Genomic DNA, 18,772 nt, shown 5'->3' with positions numbered 1-18,772 from the left:
TTCATACTGCGTTGGTGTTTTTTGGCGGCAAAGCTATCCTGATCGGCCAGCTGCATGGATTCATAGGAGTGACACTGACGACACTCCTTGGAGTCTCGCTCACGCATTTTTTCCAATACCAGCTGAGCCAGCTGGTAACGGGCTTTTTCAAAACTTTCTTCATCGGGGTAGGTTCCCACAAGGTGGTGATAGAGATGCCTCCCCCCGACGATCACCTTGTCTTCCAGCTTTTCCAGATACCCCATAAACCCTTTGCCATGGGGAATGTGGCAGTCGGCGCAGATTACCCGCACGCCGGAATGGTTTTTATAGTGGGTGCTCTCCTGATATTCGGCGTAGACCCCCTCCATCTCATGACAGGAGAGGCACATCTCCAGGCTGTTTGTGTAGCCTTCCATGATCACAAAATGAAAGAGAAGGAAGCTGAAAAGGCCTACCCCCAAACCACCGACAAAAAGAATCCAGCCCCGGGTGGAGCGACCGCTCTTGCCACTTGCCGTTGAATGATCCGTCATGGCCATACTCTCCAAAATCAGGCAAGCCTCCAGGAGGATAACAGCCCGAACCAGGGGTGTGGATGGACTGTTGGGAGAGGCTATTTTGTCATGTGGTGTTGGTGAATGTTTTCGCAGCTCCGCCGATAGATGAAAGAAGAAACAAATTTATATTTATTCATGGTTGATTTTACAGTTTCGGCCGAGAGATGTGAAGCAAAAACGGCATTCGATTCTATTTTTTTCAGCTCTTAAACCAATGGATTTGACCCTCTCCCCGCCTGCGTCACCAACCTCCCCCCACCATTCGCACCACGCCTTGCCCTTTTTAAAAACGGCCACTGAAACTTGGGATATGGATTAAGATCCAATATCATACTGACAGGGACGCTTCCGGAGATCAGGTGAGGCTGAATCGTGTCATGTGGACCCAACACGGGGCTGACTTGAATTTGAAAATGTTTCGAAATATGGAGCTTATCCGGTTATGCGAATATATTCATATATCGACACCATCAAGACCACCTGCCAACATCTTGTTCAGCTGCTGATAGTGCTTCTGGTATTTCAGGCAGACCTCTCCTGGTCGTTTGACGATGTTGTCAGTGGCCGCTGGGGAGCTGATGATATCGCTGTTTTGGCGGATAACGGCATCACCCGGGGGTGCGACAGCGAAAACTACTGCCCTGACCGGGAGTTGCAGCGCGCAGAGATGGCGATCTTTCTGCTGCGAGGGGTCCATGGCGCCGACTTTACCCCGTCGGCCGCAACGGGAGCGCTGTTTGACGATGTATCGACGGATCATTGGGCGGGCCATTTTATCGAAGAGCTGGCTGGCTTGGGGATCGCCAACGGCTGCGATGTCGATCAATTTTGTCCGAGTCGAGAGGTCACCCGGGGAGAGATGGCGATCTTTCTTTTGCGCAGTTTGCATGGCGGCAGCTATACCCCTCCCTCTCCCACCGGTCAGGTGTTTGGGGATATCAACGCCGATTATTGGGCGGCGGCCTTCATTGAGCAGCTGGCGGCTGATGGGCTCAGCGAATCCACTCTGGATAACGTGCGATCCTGTGAGAGCAACTATTTTTGCCCCAGCCTCCCCATCAACCGGGCTGAGATGGCGGTGTGGCTGGTGCGGGCTTTTGAACTCACCGGCTCAACCGACGATGAACCTGTTGGAAACCCCACAAACGGCGAAGCGCTCTACACCAGCCAAGGGTGTGCTCTCAGCAACTGCCACACTGCTGACCCCGGCACCAATCAATTCAACATCCAAAACGGCAGCACCATCTCAGCCATCGAAAACGCCATGGCTTCGGTCCCCCTGATGGTGGCCATGGGGTTTGATTTGACCGAACAGGAGCTTGCTGATATCGCCGCCTATCTCGCTACTTTTGGCAACATCGATAATGGTGAAGGGAATAGCTCGGATGGAGAGGTGCTCTTTAACGACAGTGGTTGCAGCCAGGGGAGCTGTCACGGCACGGATCTGACGGAAAATCTCAACAACATCCAGGCAGGCAGCGACCCGGGTGTGATCGCCAACGCCATCAATTCCGTCACCCAGATGGTGGCCATGGCGTTTGATTTTAGCGAAGAGGAGCTGGAAAATCTCGCAGCCTGGATCACCATCGCATCCCAAAAGACCCAGTTTAGCGAAAACACCCAGCTTGCAGGACATCCCACCTACCGCTCCTACTCCGCCCAGGCCGTGGATTATGACGGCGACGATGATCTCGATCTCTACGTAGTCAACTATCTCCGGGGCAACTATCTCTACCGCAACAATGGCGATGAAACCTTCACCGAAGTGGCTGAAGCCGCCGGGGTAAACGATTCCGGCAAGGGAGGCAACGGCAGCTGGGCTGATTATGATCTTGACGGGGATATGGATCTCTATCTCATCAATGTGATTGGGGATACCAATACCCTCTACCGCAACGAAGGGGATGGCACCTTCACGGATGTTACCCTCAACGCCGGTTTGCGCATCTGGGGCTATCGGGATGATATGGATGCGGCCTGGCTCGACTATGACCTGGATGGAGATCCGGATCTCTATCTCCTGCAAAATGGTCACCTGCTCCATGCCGAAGGAATGGGCAATCTTCTCTATCGCAACAACGGCGACGGCACCTTCAGTGATGTCACCGCCATGGCCGGTGTGGGAGATATTGGTGCTGCGGTCAAGGTAGGGGTGGCAGATTACAATCAGGACGGCTATCCGGATCTCTATGTCGCCAACTTTACCAACCTGAACCTTCCCGACCAGTACGACAGCCTGCCCAATGTGCTCTACCGCAATAATGGCGATGGCACCTTCAGCAACATCACCGCTACGGCGACGATTTTCGACAACCTCGGGGGTTATGATGTGGATTGGGGAGATTTCAACAACGACGGCCTCCCGGATCTCTATGTTTCAAACCTGCTGGATGTACTGCCCGACAGCACCAACAGCCTGTTTATCAATCTCGGCAACGACCGCTTTGATAGCATCGGTCCCACAGCTGGGGTGGATCATTCCGCAAGCACCGTGGGAGCCACATGGGCTGACTTCAACCAGGACGGTTTTGAAGATCTTTTGATCAGCAACATCGAAACAACCGATTATCTGGTGCTCTATCAAAATAATGGCGACAACACCTTCAGCGACATCACCCAAAGCGCAGGCCTCGATTTGACTGCCCCAGGCAACCAACCCCTGGCAGCTGATTTTAACAACGACGGCTATCCCGATCTTTTTATCCCCCGAATCGGCTATCCAAACGCGCTTTTCATCAATCAGGGGGGAAATGGTTTCAAAAAAAGCCCCTTTCCATCCAGCCAATCCCCCCAAAAACCATCCTCCCCCACCCTGGACAAAAACACCCCCACTCCCCGGGCTGTGGTGGGCACCTTGAACATGGATCTCACGGTGGAACCCATGGATGCCCAAACCATCCGGGTCACCTGGGATCTTGAGGATGGGGGGGATGTGACGGCTGAAACCCATATCCACCTTTCCAGCCAGTCGGGTTCGTTCGATATCAACCAACCTACCGCCACAGCCGACCCGGGGCGTGATTCCTGGCTGATCGATGGTCTGACACCCGAAACCGCCTATTTTGTGCGCATCTTTCAGAGCTTTGGCAGCGATCTCAAAGCCAACACCATCGAAGGTTTCGTCCGCACCTATCCCTTCAACTATGAAGCGGACGCCCGCCCGGCCCTCATCAACAACTGCACCCACCGGGGTTGCCATTTTGACCGAAATCCCATCATGCTGGAGGATACCCCGGTGAGTGAACTGGTGAATGTGTTGAGTGTCCAAGTGCCAACCATGAACTACATCACTCCTTTTGACATGGATCAGAGCTATCTCTGGCATAAGATCAACGGCACCCAAAATGCGGCTGGCGGGTATGGGGTGACCATGCCCAAGGATTGGGCTGATCCATTACGAGACTGGGAACTTGAGGTCATCGAAAGCTGGATCGAGGATGGTGCCCCAGCGGTGGGGTTGACCATTCTGACCGATGGGACAGATTTTGAAACAGGAGACGCGATCGTTGGGTCCGCTTATGCTTATGGTGGAGAGGGGGAACATTTTGATTTATACCTCACCCTGCGTTTTCCGGACGGGGAGATCCATTATCTCACTCTGGTAGATGAAGCCTATCTCCTGGAAGAGAGTGCGGCACCATTGATCCCGGGACAAATGATCGCTTCCGGGGAGCGGATCGATCTCTTTGTGTTGAACGATGAGGTTCTTGGTTTGACAGGAAGCTATGAGATAATCGGTTGGTTGGTGGCCAGCGGTGAGATTGGTGGTGATGAAAGTTCTCTCATGAGCAACCGAAGCACTTTTGAATTTGAAATAACCCCATAACAAGCTATTTCAGGAAAAAATTTCATGCAAAAATCTTCCCGGGTTCTCCTGGTAACCAACTCCCACTGCGAAAATATTGGTGATCAACTGATTGCCGAAGAAATTTATCGGGAACTGGCTGGCCAACCCGGATGGGAGGTGAGCCGACTGCCCTTTCTTTTTTATAAACGTCATTCGGGCAATCGTTTATGGCAACTCCTGACCGGTCCATTCGTCATCACCCGGGCACTCCTGAGGTCGGATCGCCTGATCATTGCCGGGGGTAATCTCCTGATCTCCGGGGATTCAAAATTCAACATCAGCCTGCTGCTTTATGTATTTTTGGCAACCCTCTTGAGACGACCACGTTTTCTTCTTTTCGTGGGGGCCAGCAACAGGAGTCATTGGCTTGGCAATTTGATCTACAGCATTACCCTGAAGCTGTGCCAGGAAGTATGGGTACGGGATCAATATTCCCAGGCTGTGCTTGCCAAACTATTCGGCTGTTCCAAGGCCCAGGTAGTCGGGGATGCCGCTTTTTTAAGCCCATTCAGATGCACCCACTCTGCGGAACCGGGGCTTAAGCGTGTGGGCCTGATTCCCTTGGGAGTTGCTTCATTACGATTCAATGAAAAGGTCGTCACGCTGGATGATGCCGCGTACAAGGTTTATTGGGTCAGAATGGTTGAGGAGTTGTTAAAGCAGGGCAAAACAGTCACCCTGATCACCACCGAACAGTTGGATTTGCCTATTGCCCAGGATCTGGCCCAAACGTTTGATCTGCCCCTCATTTCCCCCAAAGACCCCGAAGAGCTGTTGCAGGTGATTTGCCAAAACTGCGATCTGGTTATTTCCACCCGCATGCACGGCATCATCAGTGGCATGCTCTGCGGCAAACCGGTGGTGGGCGTTCGCTGGCAATACAAGGTGGATGCCTTAAGCCAGGAATTCGACGGCCAAATACCCATTCTCGCCATCACGACTGACGGACTGGATGAATTGCCCCAGGCTCTGGATCGTGCCAGCAGCTGGCCCGTTGGAGAAGAAAGCTGGCGTCAGACCCTTCACCAAAAACTCCATACCGTTATTCAACGCGCCCTGGGCTCTCTTTGACCGATACACACTCCTTTTTAAATAAAATCTCAGACCACCGATAAAACATATCGACAATATTTACAAAACATATCAACACTGTTTGCAGCAAATAATTCATTGAAAGCCCAACAACCATAGCGCATAATCCACCATAGTCATGTACATGAAAAAAACAGGAAAAACATGAAAGATACTGTGTTTTTTGTGTCTGGCACAGATCCAGCAACAAGTACCGGCGGGATAGCCCATGCTCTTCCTGGTTACTTTTCTGCGCTGGATGCCGTCGGTCTGAAGTGGTTCTTTTTTCCCACGCACCACTCCATCAGTATCTGGGGTAAATTCGGTTACTGGATTATGGCTATTGGGCCGTTGATCTGGGGAACCCTCAGAGAACGGCGGCGTGGCAAGCATGTTGTCCACTACCTCCATGCGGGTGAATTGCCCTCTCTGTTTCGCAAATGGCTTCTCGCGTTATTGGTCAAACCTCTGGGTTGCCAAACGATTATGCATCTGCATGCCCCAAATATCGAACAATCCTTTCAGCACTGGTGGTATAGGTTGTTTTTCAGGCTATTCATCTCGGGGCTGGATACCCTCTGTGTTTTGACCTCCTGGCAGAAAAAAAAGCTATTGGAAAAGGGAATCAACAAACAGATTGTTGTTATTCCAAACCCTCTCTCCTGCGACTTTGAAAAAATTGTTCGCCAAGAGATACCGACCAAAAACAGTTCCGGTCGGATCAACATTCTGACCATGGCCCGAGTGGTTGAGGGCAAGGGGGTCGATCTGGCTGTTGAAGCGATGGCTTTCCTACCCCCTTCCTGCCAGATGACTGTTGCTGGTGATGGTGACCTTCTGCCAACCCTTAAAAAACGGGTCCACTCCCTGGGAATAGCTGATCGGGTCCATTTTGTCGGATGGTTAAGGGGGGCGAAAAAAAAACAATTTTTAAGTGATGCAGATCTATTCTGTCTGCCCTCTCAACTCGATTCATTTGGCATGGTTTTCATGGAAGCCATGAGCTTCGGCCTTCCGGTCATCGCCCTGGGCAACGGGCCGATTTGCGATGTCGTCCCCCATGGCCAGGCAGGCACTCTGGTGGACCAACCTCATCCCCAACAGATTGCTGCCGCTATCCTCCCCTTTTTGGAAAATCCCGAAAAACGACGACACGCTGGAGAGGGTGGTAAACGCTGGGTAGTGTCCCACTATTCTGCCAAAGAGGTTGGCAATAAATTATTGGCTCTCTGTCAGGCCTGAAAAATTCTCTAAACATCTCTTTCGGCAAGGAGACCAAAATCTAAGGATTTGGCCCAGATGGTCTGCAACCATACCGGCAATAAGTCCAAAATTGTCACCGCCTCCCGGAGAAAATGGGACAGCCAGGATAGAAGGCAGGGCTCCACTGCCAAGGCGAATCGACTCCTCGGCTATCAACCCAAGGTTGTCTTTAAAGAGGGGCTTGATAAAAATGTCCAGTGGTTTAAGGATAAGTGGGATCTCATCCAGAGAGATCACGCCTTCCCACCCGGGATCTCTTCTGCCGTCAAAGACCGTCTGAAAAAATAACCTCGCCCCGACCCAACCGGTATCGGTTGCGGGTTTGGAGGCTGTTACAACAGGTGACGATCCCATGCCGATACCGGTTTTAGTTTTGGGTGGTGAGTCTCACGACCCGTTTACCGATCAGGATGGCGAAAGCGCGGATGATGGAGACATTTTGCCTCATGACCGATTGGAAGCTTTCGATATCGATGGAGAGCAGGGTGGAATAGTCGTCGGCATAGACGTTGGCCCGGGTGGGACGCTGGGGTTTTACCACCGCCATCTCACCAAATATCGCTCCAGGCTCCAGATAGATATTTTTTTTACTCCCCCCAAAGCTCACTTCCACCCGCATGCGGCCTCGGTAGAGGATATACATGGCATGGTTGAGGGTTCTGATGCCAATGATGCGCTGACCGGGGTTGAAACGGGAGATATGGATGAGGGGAATGATATGGTGTTGGATATCAGAACGGCTGAGGGTGTCCAGCCCTTCCATACCAGCCAACAAATCCACCACCGATTCGGTTTCCAAATCGCTGACTAATTCATCCATACCGGCACCCTTTAGCCAAGAATGGTATCTATATATTGATTGACTGCAAATTTTGGTGATCGGCAAATAGCTCCTGATAAGAATGGTGACATTCGTCAGGATTTGTCAATCCATTTTGACAAACACCGGAAACTTGTAAAACCCATCGCATCATTTCCAAGCAAAAACAGTCCAGATAAACCAATCGAGAAAAGTCCTGCATACTCTTGATATAACGATGTTTTGCTTGGAATTCACTCAAACCTTATCATATTCTACATCCCCACACCGGATATTAAAAACTTTCAAGGTGCTGCCTTGAAGCCAACCACCAAGGCAGTAGCAAACAATAGAATGAAACCATTGGACAAGCGCCCTCTTTTCATCAAGCCTGACCTCAATTGTGGTTCACGGCGTTGGTTTTAGGTAGAATGGGTTTTTTCGGGAAACGGCCTGAGCCATCCCGGGAGATGTGTTGAGTGATGGGGGCGTGCCACTGCCCAACTCAACCGCTCTCCCGTCAGGCAACACACCCACCTTTTGACCCTTTTCCAGGGAGTACAGAAAAGATGTCCATACTCAGCAGATTCACCGCAACCGTACTGATGGTGCTGATCACCCTGACCATAACGCCCTCCACCTCTCAAGCCAAAAACAGTTGCAACGGCTTGGCCCAATCCAGTTGCTCATCCCAATCCACTTGCACCTGGGTATCTGGCTACACTACCAAAAAAGGCACCCAGGTTGATTCCTATTGCCGCAAGAAAAGAGGCAACAGCGAAAAAGCCCATGAGAAAAAGGCAAAAAAAGCCAGAGAAAAAGCCGAGGAAAAAGCGGACAAAGAAGCTGACAAAGCCGACAAAAAAGCGGATAAGGAAGCTGACAAAGCCGACAAAAAAGCGGATAAGGAAGCTGACAAAGCCGACAAAAAAGCGGATAAGGAAGCTGACAAAGCCGACAAAAAAGCCCAAAAAGAAGCTAAGAAAAACAAAAAGAAAGCGGACAAAAAGAGCCAAAAAAACAAATAGAAGGCGGAAAAGGCCTCCAAAACCAAATGATGGTTTAAGGATCGACTCTGCTGGTAAAATGCCCCCCCTGAAGATGGCGATCCTCCCAGGGGGGGCCGGTCAAACCATAGCCGTTCCATCTCAAAATTGGACGCTCTTCCCTGACTCATCATCCCTGAGAAAGCGGGGATGACGAAATATAGAATCGTTGGGAAACCACTAAGTGTCCAATTTTCAGATGGAATGGCTATAGACGGGGAGTCGCTTGATTTGACAAGATCCCCCCCAGCCGATCCATCAGAAAAAAAAATGGGCTACACCTTAAAAAAAGTGTAGCCCATCATTATTTTGGCTGGGCCGACAGGATTCGAACCTGTGCATGCTGGAATCAAAATCCAGTGCCTTACCGCTTGGCGACGGCCCAATGCTGCTGTGTTATATAAAAAAAATCAGCTCCCGCAGAATAACATCCCTCCTGACATCAACGCCACCTGCCCTATTGCCCTATTCATCATGCAAGCAACAGGCCTAATTCAACTAACCAGCCACCCAATAACATACAGGCTACCGGCTTCCAACAACAGCCCACTTGAGAGCCACCCAACTGGCAGCAGCCTGTTCAGATAGCCATCCACTCTGATTCAAAAGGATGGCTGTTAAGTGTGCGTCCTGCCACCACCTGCCATCCTGGATGACTTGATCCCAACTGACCAGCAGCTTGTCGTGCCGCCTGAGGGTCGGGGAAAACCCCAAACACCGAGGAGCCACTGCCGGACATCAGGGTAAACCGTGCTCCTGCATCAATCAAGCTCCCAATGGCCTCGTCAATTACCGGAGCGAGCTTTTTGGCGGCGGGTTCCAGATCATTATTCAGCAGCCCACCCAGCCCCTCCCAGCCATCTTCAAGTTTGGGCATGTTAAGAGGGAGAGAAGGGTTTGTCAATTGTCCAGAATGGGATTGAAAAACAGCCTGGGTAGAAAGATGCACACCAGGATGAATCACCACCAGATCTGCTGATGTAAGTTCAGGCAATGGCGATAGTTTTTCACCAATACCCTCTGCGAGCGCTGCAACCCCACCCAAAAATATCGGGACATCTGCTCCCAAGGAAACCCCAATCTGCAAAAGTTTTTCCAAAGGGAGGTCCAACCCCCAAAGCCGATTTAAACCCAACAACGCCGTCGCTGCATCTGAAGAGCCCCCACCCAACCCCGCTCCCGCTGGAATGCGCTTCAGGAGATGCATTCGGGCACCCCCCCCATAACCACCGGCTTGCTGTAGATCAATAGCGGCCCGATAGACCAAATTTTGCTCCTTGGGAGCAGGATTCACCGGATGGCAAGTCAGCTCAATCTCTGGAGCAGAAGTGGGTTCGATGGTGAGTTCGTCAAACCAGGGGAAAAAGGTCATCACCGTTTTTAACAAGTGATAGCCATTATCAGCACGCCCCACGACCCGCAGTGCCAAATTGACCTTGGCCGGAGCCCGAAAGGTGTATGCCTTCACCGCGATTCCTCCCCAAAAGGCCGCTCCCAAACAAAACCTGACGGCAACTCTGGTACGGCCAAACCACTCCCCTCACCCATTTTCGGAAACCGCCAGGTTTTCAAAATCAACATCAGGGTCGATTCAAAATCCCAGCTCACCCGAATCCGGGCAGGCATGCTCTCCTGCACTTTTTCATCCACTCCGATAGCGACTTCATCGTTCCAGGAAAAACCCGCATAAAATGGGCTGCTCCCAGCCTCTTTCCACCACCCCGTCAACTGCCCGGTCACAGGATCCAGACGCAATCGATCCCCCTCCCCCTCGGGTGCTTCCAGATACCCCCCACCCTGATGCACCAAGCCAGTAAGATCCCCCCAGCCAAGGATCATTCGCAACAACTCTTCCGGCCCCAGACCAATCCCTACCAGATAGGAGAGCCCATTACCATCAGCCGGGGTCTCCACCAGGCGCTTATTCACGCCATCCATCAAGACAATCCGCTCCGGGGCCAAATACAACTCATGCACCACCTGACGAAACGGCCCAAACACCCGCAGCCTCGCCCGCTTGATACCGTCACCAAGCAGCTCAAACCGATGACGTCCAATCGCTTCCGGGGTTTCCAAATCAATGACCCCCACCACCTCCCATAGTTTGAGCTGCGCCAAACGCTGGTTGCGGCTCTGCTGGAGCTGAATCGGGATCGAATCGGTTTGGAATCCTGGGGCAACCGGAGGCTGGGGGGTACAACTGATGAGAAAAGCTGGCAAAACCAGCAAAAAGAGTGTCAGAAGGGATGCCGCAATCCACCCCCGAAACGATGAAAAAAGCTCAGGGGTTGGGGGCATACTGCTCTATCTTTTCCTGCAATTGACTGTTGTCGCTGTCCAACTCCAGAGAGTTGCGCCAAACCTCCACGGCCTCATCGACCAGCCCCAGGGCATGGAGCACATCCCCCAGATGCTCCTTGATCGTGGCATCCTCCGGCTCCATGCGTACCGCTTGGCGCATGAAGTTTAAGGATTCATCCAGACGATTGAGGCGGTAGAGCACCCAACCCAGGCTGTCGGTGATAAACCCGTCTCCTGGTGCCAGTTTGGAAGCCCGCTGCAAAAGTTCGTAGGCCTCTTCCAGGTTTTCGTTACGCTCCGCCCAGGTATAACCCAAATAATTCAAGGCATGGGCATCGTCCGCGTTCATGGCGATATAGGCTCGCAAATCTGCCTCAGCCTCAGGCCAACGCTTAAGTTTATCCAGCGCCATGGCCCGGTTAAACAGCAACCGTGACTGATCCGCCTCCAGTTTCAACCCTTCATTGGAGGTATCCACCACCCCCTGGTAATCCTTGGTCTGCAACATCAACACACTCAAAGCCAGGATCAGATCCATCCGCTCTGGATAAGCCCGACGCAACTCAACCAGCCGATCAATGGCTTCGGGCTTCATCTCCTTTTCAGACTCGATCAGGGCTATGCGTAACTGCGCCTCTGGATAGTAGGTCTCCCCCATCCCCACCTTGAGATATTGGATTTCGGCCTCGGCGTTTTGGTCCAGGGTTTCCAAAACCTGCCCCAGATAATACCGCACACCGCTGTTTTCCGGCTCAATGGCCTCGGCCAGACGCAACTCTTTCAACGCTTCGGCATGTTTTGATTGACTGAAAAGAATCAAGGCGGTGGTGAGACGGGCCTGAACGCTGTCAGGGGTCAGGCGGAGAATGGTCTTGAACTCCTCCAGAGCCTTTTCCCGCTTGTCCTGATTCAACAGCAGCCGGGCCAGGCGGTTGTGAATGGCCGCACTCGAAGGCTGATCGGTCAGATAGGAGCGATAGACATCCTCGGCCTCCTGCAGACGATCCACCTTTTGCAACGCAGCCCCCAGGGACAACACCGATTCCAGCTGATCAGGAGCCATTTCCCAGGATTTGCGGAAAGCGGCGATGGCGTTTTCCATATCCTGGTTATTGGCATAGGCCCGTCCCAGGGCGAGATAGGCACTCCAGGCCAGATCAGGATTGGAAAAGAGAGGGGTCAACACCTCTTTGGCGGCTTCGGGCTGCCCCATACGCCCGTAAAGCTGCGCCAAAAGCTCACGGGCTCGCTCGTTGTCAGGTGTTAGTTTGAGGAGTTCCTGATAGTGCCGGGCCGCCTCGTCATACTCCTTTTGAGCGGTCAATACACTGGCCAGCAGCAAGCGCGCCTGGTCGTGATCCGGTTCCCGCTCTACCAGCTCCCGGGTAAAACTGACCGCCCGGTCGAGATCCCCCCGCTGGGTCGCCAAGTGGGCTACGAACATTCGGGATTCGGTGTTATCGGGATCAGCCTCCACCACCTCGACAAAGGCTTCTTCCGCCTCCAACCAACGGCGCTCTCCCAAAAGAATCTGTCCCAGGAGATAGTTGTTAAAGACCTTTTCCTGCTTGTTGGCGGATTCGGCCCACTGTTTGAGAGCTGACTCCTGACCGCTGGCAGCCGCACTGGGAGTGGCCCCCTCGGCAGGGATCTCTTCCCCCAGAGGCGCCTGCCCCGAAGAGTTGGCCACACAACCACCAAGCAGCAAGGCCGCTCCCAATGTGGCGACCCTGGAACCTTTCGATAAACCGGAATGAAACCCTTTCATTACACCTCACCTACAACCACATGACTTCCCTTTGACAGCATCCTGATGCCCATGGAGAGCGCCAGCGTCCGCCTTTCGGCCTTGCTGGCATCAGCAGGTACTCCATGCATCGTCGGCTACGCAAAAGAGAGGCCAATGATTTAGAATAAATCGAAAAAAAGCGAATAAAACTCAACCGGAGCCGTCAGCAGCAGGCGGCATGGATTTTTCAAGTTGCTCCAACAACCACGCCATATCCAACTTATACATACGCGCCACATCAGAAAGCGTATCCACCTGGGCGGCTATACAGGCTGCACAGTCAATGCCTCGCTCCGACAGAATCCGACCCAGTTGGGGAAATTCCTGGAGAAGCTCGGCCATATTTTTTTTGAGATCAATCTCCATGACAGATACACAAATCCAGGCAGCAGGACGACGTGAATCGAATTTTACTCACCAAGTGCAAAATAACACGGACCCATACCTTGCGGCCATACTGGAATTTTGTTAATTTCCCACAGTTGCATCTAAGCAGGCTGACAGAACCAATACGCGCAAGGAAAAAAACCGTGGCCAGGAAACTTACCCTGGGGGTCAAGCCCCCTCAATCCGGTAACAAGGTATCCCATTCCCACCGTAAGACCAAACGGAAATGGGAATCCAATATCCAAAAAAAATCTCTCTACAGCATGGCGCTGGCTAGATCCATTCGACTCACCATTCCCACATGCATCATGCGTTCCGTGGATAAAGCCGGAGGCCTGGACAGCTATCTCCTCCAGACTCCTGAGGGTGACCTCACCGGAACCATGCGTCGCCTGCAAGAGCAGATCCGCTCCAGACAGGAAGCCGCTTGATTTTCTACCCCAGCGCAAGTCTATCTCCAGCGCTGATCCTGATTGGGTTGGGATGTCCATCTTGGCCATCCCAACCCCACGATTTTCCCAAGTAAATCCTTGTTCGGTCCTGCCGTAAAATCCCCCTGCCTGGCGATCAACCACAAACCATCAATTTTAAAGCTACCACCATCTGCCGCCATTGATCACGACTACGCTCCAGACTACCGAACCCTTCACTGCCAGCAAGCCGATGACTCAAACCAACGCCTGTAACCGCTACCTTTCAATAATCATCTGTAACATCTCTACCCGCTGATCAATCGCCACTCACAAATCCAACAGATAAGCCATCATTCGGCTACCCGGATCAAAAGTAAGGGAGGCGGTTTCGATCAATCCCTCATCATAGGTTTGATTGCTATCCGGAGAGATTCCCGTTCCATAGAGTGCAAAGGGAACCGGGTCCGGATTGTGGGTTTTGGTGGCGATGGGGGTGGGATGATCGGGCAAGGAGATGGCCCGAAACGGACCTCTTTCCACCAAGTGTGCCAAAACCGGCCCCACCACCTTGGCGTCAAAATCCTCAATGGCCTGTAGTTTATAATCCAAGCGCCCGGCATGACCCGCTTCGTCGGGGGATTCCACATGGATAAAAATCAGGTCATTGCGATTGAGTCCGTCGATACAGGCTTGAGCCTTGCCACCATAGTCGGTATCAATCCAGCCGGTGGCACCCGGCACGTGAATGTTTTCGAAACCAATATGGACAGCGATACCCCGCATCAGATCCACGGCTGAAATCATCCCGCCCTGTTTGCCGAATCGCTCCGTGAAGGGGGTCAATCCCGGTTTTTTGCCGTGGCCCCAGAGCCAGATTGAGTTGGCGGGGAGTTGTCCTTCGGCTTCCCGTTTTCGGTTGACCGGATGATCTGCCAAAATATCCCGGGATCGGATCATCAGCTCCCGAATGGGATCTGAATCGGGTCCGGTGGGCAGGTGACCTTCGATGGGGCGGTCGGAAATGTCGTGGGGTGGAGCACATCTCAGCTCCTGCCCGCCCCCATTCCAGACCAACAGATGGCGATAACTCACGCCAGGATGGAAGCGAAACAGTTCCGAACCCAATTCCTGGTCCAGCGTTTTGATGATTTCCGAGGCCTCCGGGGTAGAGATGTGGCCAGCGGAAAAATCCCCCATGATCCGGTAATCGTCCGACAATGTAACCAGATTACAACGAAAAGCCACATCCGTAGGAGAGAGTGTCACCCCCATGGCGGCGGCTTCCAGAGGGCTGCGCCCGGTATAGCCCTGGGTGACGTCATAACCCAAAACACCGAGATTGGCCACATCACTGCCTGGATGAAAACCAGGAGGGGTATTCCGGCTCCACCCACCCACCCCATCCCGAACCATGCGGTCCAGGTTGGGGGTGTGGGCAGCCATCAGCGGGGTTTTGCCATCCAGTTCCCGGATGGGCTGATCGCTCATGCCATCCCCCAGAAAAACGACGAATTTGGCGTTAGCGTTCAAACCGATTCTCCTTCCCTGGCCTCACCCGGTGGTCCGTTCAACTGGCTCCACCGCGTGATACAATTGACCCCGCATCATTATTCAGTTGCTAAAACATAAACGTTACAGCAGATCCTTAACCACATCCCGTTCAGAACGAAGCTCATCCAGAACGGCGTTAAATTTGGTTTTGGCCCAATCGGACATGGTGAGTCCATCCACCACCTGGCAGGTGCCGTCACCAGCGCTCGTCAGGGGGAAGCCAAAGATCAAACCTGGATCGACACCATACTGTCCTTCAGAGTGAATCGCCTCGGCAAACCAATCCCCACCAGGCGTGGCTTTTTGCATGGTGACGACGTGATCCAAAGCGGCATTGGCAGCAGATGCGGCACTGGAAGAACCCCGGGCCTGAATGATGGCAGCCCCACGATTTTGAACTGTTTTGATAAACTCTTCCTTCAACCAAGCCTCATCTTTAATCACTTCAGTGACGGGCTTACCACCGATGCGGGCATTTTCAAAGTCGGGGTATTGATTGTTGGAGTGGTTGCCCCACACCACCATGTTGGAGACCTCTGAAACCGGCACCCCTGCTTTGGTTGCGAGCAGGCTTTTGGAGCGGTTGTAGTCCAGATGCATCATGGCGGCGAAGCGATCCCGACCTACATCGCTGTTGTTCATGGCGATGAGGCAGTTGGTGTTACAGGGATTGCCTACTACCAAAATGCGCACATCTGATGCGGCTCGGTTCAAGGCCTGCCCCTGGCCTACAAAGATCGGACCGTTCACCTTGATCAGGTCGGCCCGCTCCATTCCTTTACCCCGAGGCCGGGAGCCAACCAGCAGCGCCCAGTTGACGCCGTCAAAGGCCTCTTCCGGCTTATCGGTGCCTTCCATTCCCGCAAGGGTCGGAAAAGCGCAATCGTCGATTTCCATCATCACCCCCTGGAGGGCGTTCATGGCCGGGGGTATTTCCAACAGCTTCAGATGTACTTGGCGGTCTTTACCAAAGATCTCACCGGAAGCCAGACGAAAAAGCATGCTATAGGCGATTTGGCCTGCGGCCCCGGATACTGCTACACGAATCGGTTCTGCCATTTTACTCAACCCTCCCTTTGGATGAAGGAAAATGAATGGCTTATAAAATGGACCACCTCACCCCTACTCTGCAACCATTGCCGATCACTCAACCATCAATAGATTGGATGAGACCGAAATTTTTCTGATGTCATCAAGGAGATCAGGATCGCTCTTTTTCCAAGGATTTCCGGATCATACCTTCAGCACCGGGTTGATCTCCTTCCAGAAAACGCTCTCCCAGGCCTTGATCCAAAAGGGTGCGCCAAAACCGTCCCCGAGCGGCCAAATCGGGTAATTCCGGGTTGATTTTTTCCCGCCAGCGCCCCAGCCAGAGGGCAAGTTCCCCAAAATTTTCCGGCAGCAGTTTTTCCAATTTGCGCCGCAGGTAGCCTGCCAGGGCCGGAGAGCTGCCGCCGGTGGAAAAGGCCAGGGTGACCGGCTGGCGGGTCAAGCGGGCGGGCCAGAGGGCGGAACAAAATTGGGGCTGATCCACCACATTCAGGAAAAGCCCCCGTCGCTCTGCTTCTTGATGAATCCGGGTATTGACAGCTACCTCCTCTAGGGTGCTGACCACAAACCACATGTCGTCGAGATGGTGGAGCTGGAATAGTTCGGGGATCCAAAAAAATTGTCCCTCCGCTGCTTTTTGTGCCAACACCGGATCCAGCTTGGGAGAAACCACCGTCAATTTGGCTCCGGTTTCAAGGAGTGCCAGCACCTTGGGGCGTGCGGCCTCACCCCCTCCGACCACGAGACAGGATTTATCAGTCAGATTCAAAAAAATCGGAAAAAGTTCAACGGGTTGGTTTTTATTCTCTGATGTAGTCAAGGGGATATCTCACAGGAGGAATTGTGAATGGGAGACATTTTTGCGAAACTGTTACGCAGCTGCAGCTAAACTGTTAAAAAGCGGCAGCCGATGCCCCAGGCATTCGGAACCAAACCGCCACTGAGATGGTCCATGGATAATCAGACAACGAACACCCCGGATCTGGATGTGCGTGCCCTACCCCATCCGGAACCCCTCAAGCGAATCCTGGAGGAGACCACCCGTCTGGCTCCCGGAGGAACCCTGACCGTGCTTCACAATCGGATTCCCTATCTGCTCTATCCGCGCCTGGCTGAACGGGGACTTTTGGTGGATACCGAAGAGAAGCCTGAAAACCGTGTCATTCTCACCATCCGCCGTCCTGCAGGGGATGGGAGAAAGAGTGAGACCGGCCCGGCTTCCGATACCGTCAAGGAACATACGCCATGACCGAAGAGGAAGTCATCTCCAAAGTGGGTGAGTTGGCCCGGAGATATTATCAGGACGACCAATTTTCCTGTGCCGAGGCGATGATGCGGGCCTTTGCCGAGGTGTTTGTTCCCCACCGCTATGACCCGGTAGCCATCACCCGGCTGGCCACCCCTTTCAATGGGGGGTTTTCAGAGTTGAAATCCACCTGTGGGGTGATGACGGCGGGTTTCATGGCCATCGGCATGATTGCCGGAAGGGATCAGCCGGGTGATGAGGATGCCAAAGAGGAGGCTTACACCCTCTCCCAAATCTATCATCAGCGATTTATGGCGGCGATGGAGACCGACTCCTGTCAGGAGCTGCTGCTGCGTTGGAAGGATCAGGGGGAATCCAAGGTGCATTGTAAACGCCACACCCAGGTGATGAGTGAACTCCTGGCCAAGACCATCCTCCAGGTGGGTTTCCACGAGTTGGAACTGGATGAGGATGAAGGGGATGCTGCGGCCGCCTGAAAAACCCTCCGATCCACACCCAAGCACCCCTTCACCCAGCACACCGTCCCTACTTGCCAGCGTTCACAAGCGCTATCCCTCCTGGATGGAACCAGCGAACACAGCGCTGCCCCCATTCGGCAACCGATCTCCCCTACCCGATGGTCTGCCTCACTCCAGAATTCCCCCCAAGTAGCGTTCGATATTGACTCTGATCGGCATAAAATAGATATGCGCCCCCCGCTCCCGAACGAATTGCAGGGCTTGAGCTGCAAATTTTCGATTCCACTCCAGGTTGGGAACGAATGATTTGGGAAAGACCACCTTGTTTCGGGATTCCCAATATTTTTGGGAATTTTCGGTGGTGACCGGGGAGACTCCCCAAAACACGTCACTCCCTTCCAAAGCTTCCTGATAGATTTCCAGCAGCCGGATATCAAAAAAAGGCTGGGTGAAAAACCCATCAGCCCCCATCTCCCGTTTGCGTTTGAGATAGTCCAGCTCTTCCTTAAACCCGGATCGATAGGGATCGAGTGCCCCATAGACCTTCACGCCAGGCAACTCCCGCTTAAACTTGCGAATGATCTCCAGGGCATTTGATCGGGGAATTGATCCCGGCTCCACATCCCCAGTGACCACCAGCACCTCATTGATATGGTTGGCAACGAGGGTTTCCGCCATGGCAAGGGGCTTATCCGGATCGCAATCGACTGCCCGGATGTGGGGAATCGTGCTGCCAAATTGCCCCCGAGCCAGTTCACACCCCCGCCAGCTGCGCACCTTGAAGCGGGGCAGATCGGGAATGTTGAGGGTATCCACCTTGGGAAAGGTGTTTTTGACGAGATCAAGCTCCTCCTGGAGGCTCTCTTCGTCCCGGGGGACCAGCTCCATGGAGATTCTGGTAGAAGGTTCAGGATCCTTGGTCTGCATAAATTTCCAATGTTTTTTTGAATTGAAGCAAACAAAAAGGCCACGGGAAGCTATAGGCTATCTT

Annotated in this window: 19 protein-coding genes and 1 tRNA gene; 8 read left to right on the top strand and 12 right to left on the bottom strand. The window is 53.0% G+C overall.

The window, feature by feature from the left end:
• The coding region (locus tag HQL52_16995; GenBank protein MBF0371148.1) for a NapC/NirT family cytochrome c at positions 1-515 on the bottom strand (515 nt) is incomplete at its 3' end.
• A 466-nt stretch (positions 516-981) separates the two neighbouring features.
• Here HQL52_16995 and HQL52_16990 point away from each other — a divergent pair.
• Together HQL52_16990 and HQL52_16985 are read left to right on the top strand one after the other, a co-directional pair.
• Positions 982-4,365, top strand: a complete 3,384-nt coding sequence (locus tag HQL52_16990) for a VCBS repeat-containing protein (protein MBF0371147.1) — start codon at positions 982-984, stop codon at positions 4,363-4,365.
• Between the two features lie 24 nt (positions 4,366-4,389).
• On the top strand, positions 4,390-5,457 hold the full coding sequence (locus HQL52_16985; GenBank protein ID MBF0371146.1) for a polysaccharide pyruvyl transferase family protein: 1,068 nt from the start codon (positions 4,390-4,392) through the stop codon (positions 5,455-5,457).
• Between the two features lie 96 nt (positions 5,458-5,553).
• Here HQL52_16985 and HQL52_16980 read toward each other — a convergent pair whose 3' ends face one another.
• On the bottom strand, positions 5,554-5,850 hold the full coding sequence (locus HQL52_16980) for a hypothetical protein (protein ID MBF0371145.1): 297 nt from the start codon (positions 5,848-5,850) through the stop codon (positions 5,554-5,556).
• 192 nt (positions 5,851-6,042) lie between these two features.
• On the opposite strand from HQL52_16980, the gene HQL52_16975 reads away from it, so the two are divergent.
• A complete protein-coding gene (locus HQL52_16975; protein MBF0371144.1) occupies positions 6,043-6,699 on the top strand; it encodes a glycosyltransferase family 4 protein in 657 nt (218 codons plus the stop codon).
• Positions 6,700-6,756: 57 nt separating this feature from the next.
• Positions 6,757-7,008, top strand: coding sequence for a hypothetical protein (locus HQL52_16970; GenBank protein MBF0371143.1), 252 nt, complete (start codon positions 6,757-6,759; stop codon positions 7,006-7,008).
• Between the two features lie 79 nt (positions 7,009-7,087).
• On the opposite strand, the gene HQL52_16965 is transcribed toward HQL52_16970, so the two are convergent.
• The gene (locus tag HQL52_16965) at positions 7,088-7,540 is read right to left on the bottom strand and encodes a cyclic nucleotide-binding domain-containing protein (protein MBF0371142.1); all 453 of its coding nucleotides are present in this window, start codon (positions 7,538-7,540) and stop codon (positions 7,088-7,090) included.
• A 723-nt stretch (positions 7,541-8,263) separates the two neighbouring features.
• Between HQL52_16965 and HQL52_16960 the strand changes: the two genes are divergently transcribed.
• Positions 8,264-8,719 carry a hypothetical protein gene (locus HQL52_16960; protein ID MBF0371141.1) on the top strand — a complete coding sequence of 152 codons (456 nt, stop codon included), beginning with the start codon at positions 8,264-8,266 and terminating at the stop codon, positions 8,717-8,719.
• A 156-nt stretch (positions 8,720-8,875) separates the two neighbouring features.
• Here the strand turns inward: HQL52_16960 and HQL52_16955 are convergent.
• The 5 genes from HQL52_16955 to HQL52_16935 form a co-directional block, all read right to left on the bottom strand.
• Positions 8,876-8,950 (bottom strand) — tRNA-Gln (locus HQL52_16955).
• 195 nt (positions 8,951-9,145) lie between these two features.
• Positions 9,146-10,033 carry a 4-(cytidine 5'-diphospho)-2-C-methyl-D-erythritol kinase gene (locus HQL52_16950; protein ID MBF0371140.1) on the bottom strand — a complete coding sequence of 296 codons (888 nt, stop codon included), beginning with the start codon at positions 10,031-10,033 and terminating at the stop codon, positions 9,146-9,148.
• Positions 10,030-10,863 carry a hypothetical protein gene (locus HQL52_16945; GenBank protein MBF0371139.1) on the bottom strand — a complete coding sequence of 278 codons (834 nt, stop codon included), beginning with the start codon at positions 10,861-10,863 and terminating at the stop codon, positions 10,030-10,032. The genes HQL52_16950 and HQL52_16945 overlap by 4 nt, the downstream gene beginning before the upstream one ends.
• Positions 10,847-12,634: a tetratricopeptide repeat protein gene (locus tag HQL52_16940; GenBank protein MBF0371138.1), complete on the bottom strand. Its 1,788-nt coding sequence runs from the start codon at positions 12,632-12,634 to the stop codon at positions 10,847-10,849. The genes HQL52_16945 and HQL52_16940 overlap by 17 nt, the downstream gene beginning before the upstream one ends.
• Positions 12,635-12,805: 171 nt before the next feature.
• Entirely contained in the window at positions 12,806-13,021 is a 216-nt protein-coding gene (locus HQL52_16935; GenBank protein ID MBF0371137.1) for a DUF1858 domain-containing protein, read from the bottom strand.
• 164 nt (positions 13,022-13,185) lie between these two features.
• Here HQL52_16935 and rpmB point away from each other — a divergent pair, with 164 nt between their 5' ends.
• Positions 13,186-13,473 carry a 50S ribosomal protein L28 gene (gene rpmB / locus HQL52_16930; protein MBF0371136.1) on the top strand — a complete coding sequence of 96 codons (288 nt, stop codon included), beginning with the start codon at positions 13,186-13,188 and terminating at the stop codon, positions 13,471-13,473.
• 309 nt (positions 13,474-13,782) lie between these two features.
• On the opposite strand, the gene HQL52_16925 is transcribed toward rpmB, so the two are convergent.
• The 3 genes from HQL52_16925 to HQL52_16915 form a co-directional block, all read right to left on the bottom strand.
• A complete protein-coding gene (locus HQL52_16925) occupies positions 13,783-14,943 on the bottom strand; it encodes a cofactor-independent phosphoglycerate mutase (protein ID MBF0371135.1) in 1,161 nt (386 codons plus the stop codon).
• A gap of 144 nt (positions 14,944-15,087) precedes the next feature.
• Complete coding sequence (locus HQL52_16920) at positions 15,088-16,065, bottom strand: malate dehydrogenase (protein ID MBF0371134.1); 978 nt, start codon at positions 16,063-16,065, stop codon at positions 15,088-15,090.
• 142 nt (positions 16,066-16,207) lie between these two features.
• Entirely contained in the window at positions 16,208-16,876 is a 669-nt protein-coding gene (locus tag HQL52_16915; GenBank protein MBF0371133.1) for a bifunctional precorrin-2 dehydrogenase/sirohydrochlorin ferrochelatase, read from the bottom strand.
• Positions 16,877-17,008: 132 nt separating this feature from the next.
• Between HQL52_16915 and HQL52_16910 the strand changes: the two genes are divergently transcribed.
• Both HQL52_16910 and HQL52_16905 read left to right on the top strand, forming a co-directional pair.
• Entirely contained in the window at positions 17,009-17,305 is a 297-nt protein-coding gene (locus tag HQL52_16910) for a DUF2249 domain-containing protein (GenBank protein MBF0371132.1), read from the top strand.
• Entirely contained in the window at positions 17,302-17,799 is a 498-nt protein-coding gene (locus HQL52_16905) for a C_GCAxxG_C_C family protein (protein MBF0371131.1), read from the top strand. Before HQL52_16910 ends, HQL52_16905 begins: the two co-directional genes overlap by 4 nt.
• A 150-nt stretch (positions 17,800-17,949) precedes the next feature.
• Here the strand turns inward: HQL52_16905 and HQL52_16900 are convergent, their stop codons facing one another.
• Entirely contained in the window at positions 17,950-18,708 is a 759-nt protein-coding gene (locus HQL52_16900; protein MBF0371130.1) for a methylenetetrahydrofolate reductase, read from the bottom strand.
• Between the last annotated feature and the right edge of the window lie 64 nt (positions 18,709-18,772).

This window comes from Magnetococcales bacterium (genome assembly GCA_015232395.1).
Classification (GTDB): Bacteria; Pseudomonadota; Magnetococcia; order Magnetococcales; family JADFZT01; genus JADFZT01.
The sequence above is the reverse complement of the archived record's forward strand: the minus strand, read 5'-3'. Positions and strand labels throughout refer to the sequence as shown.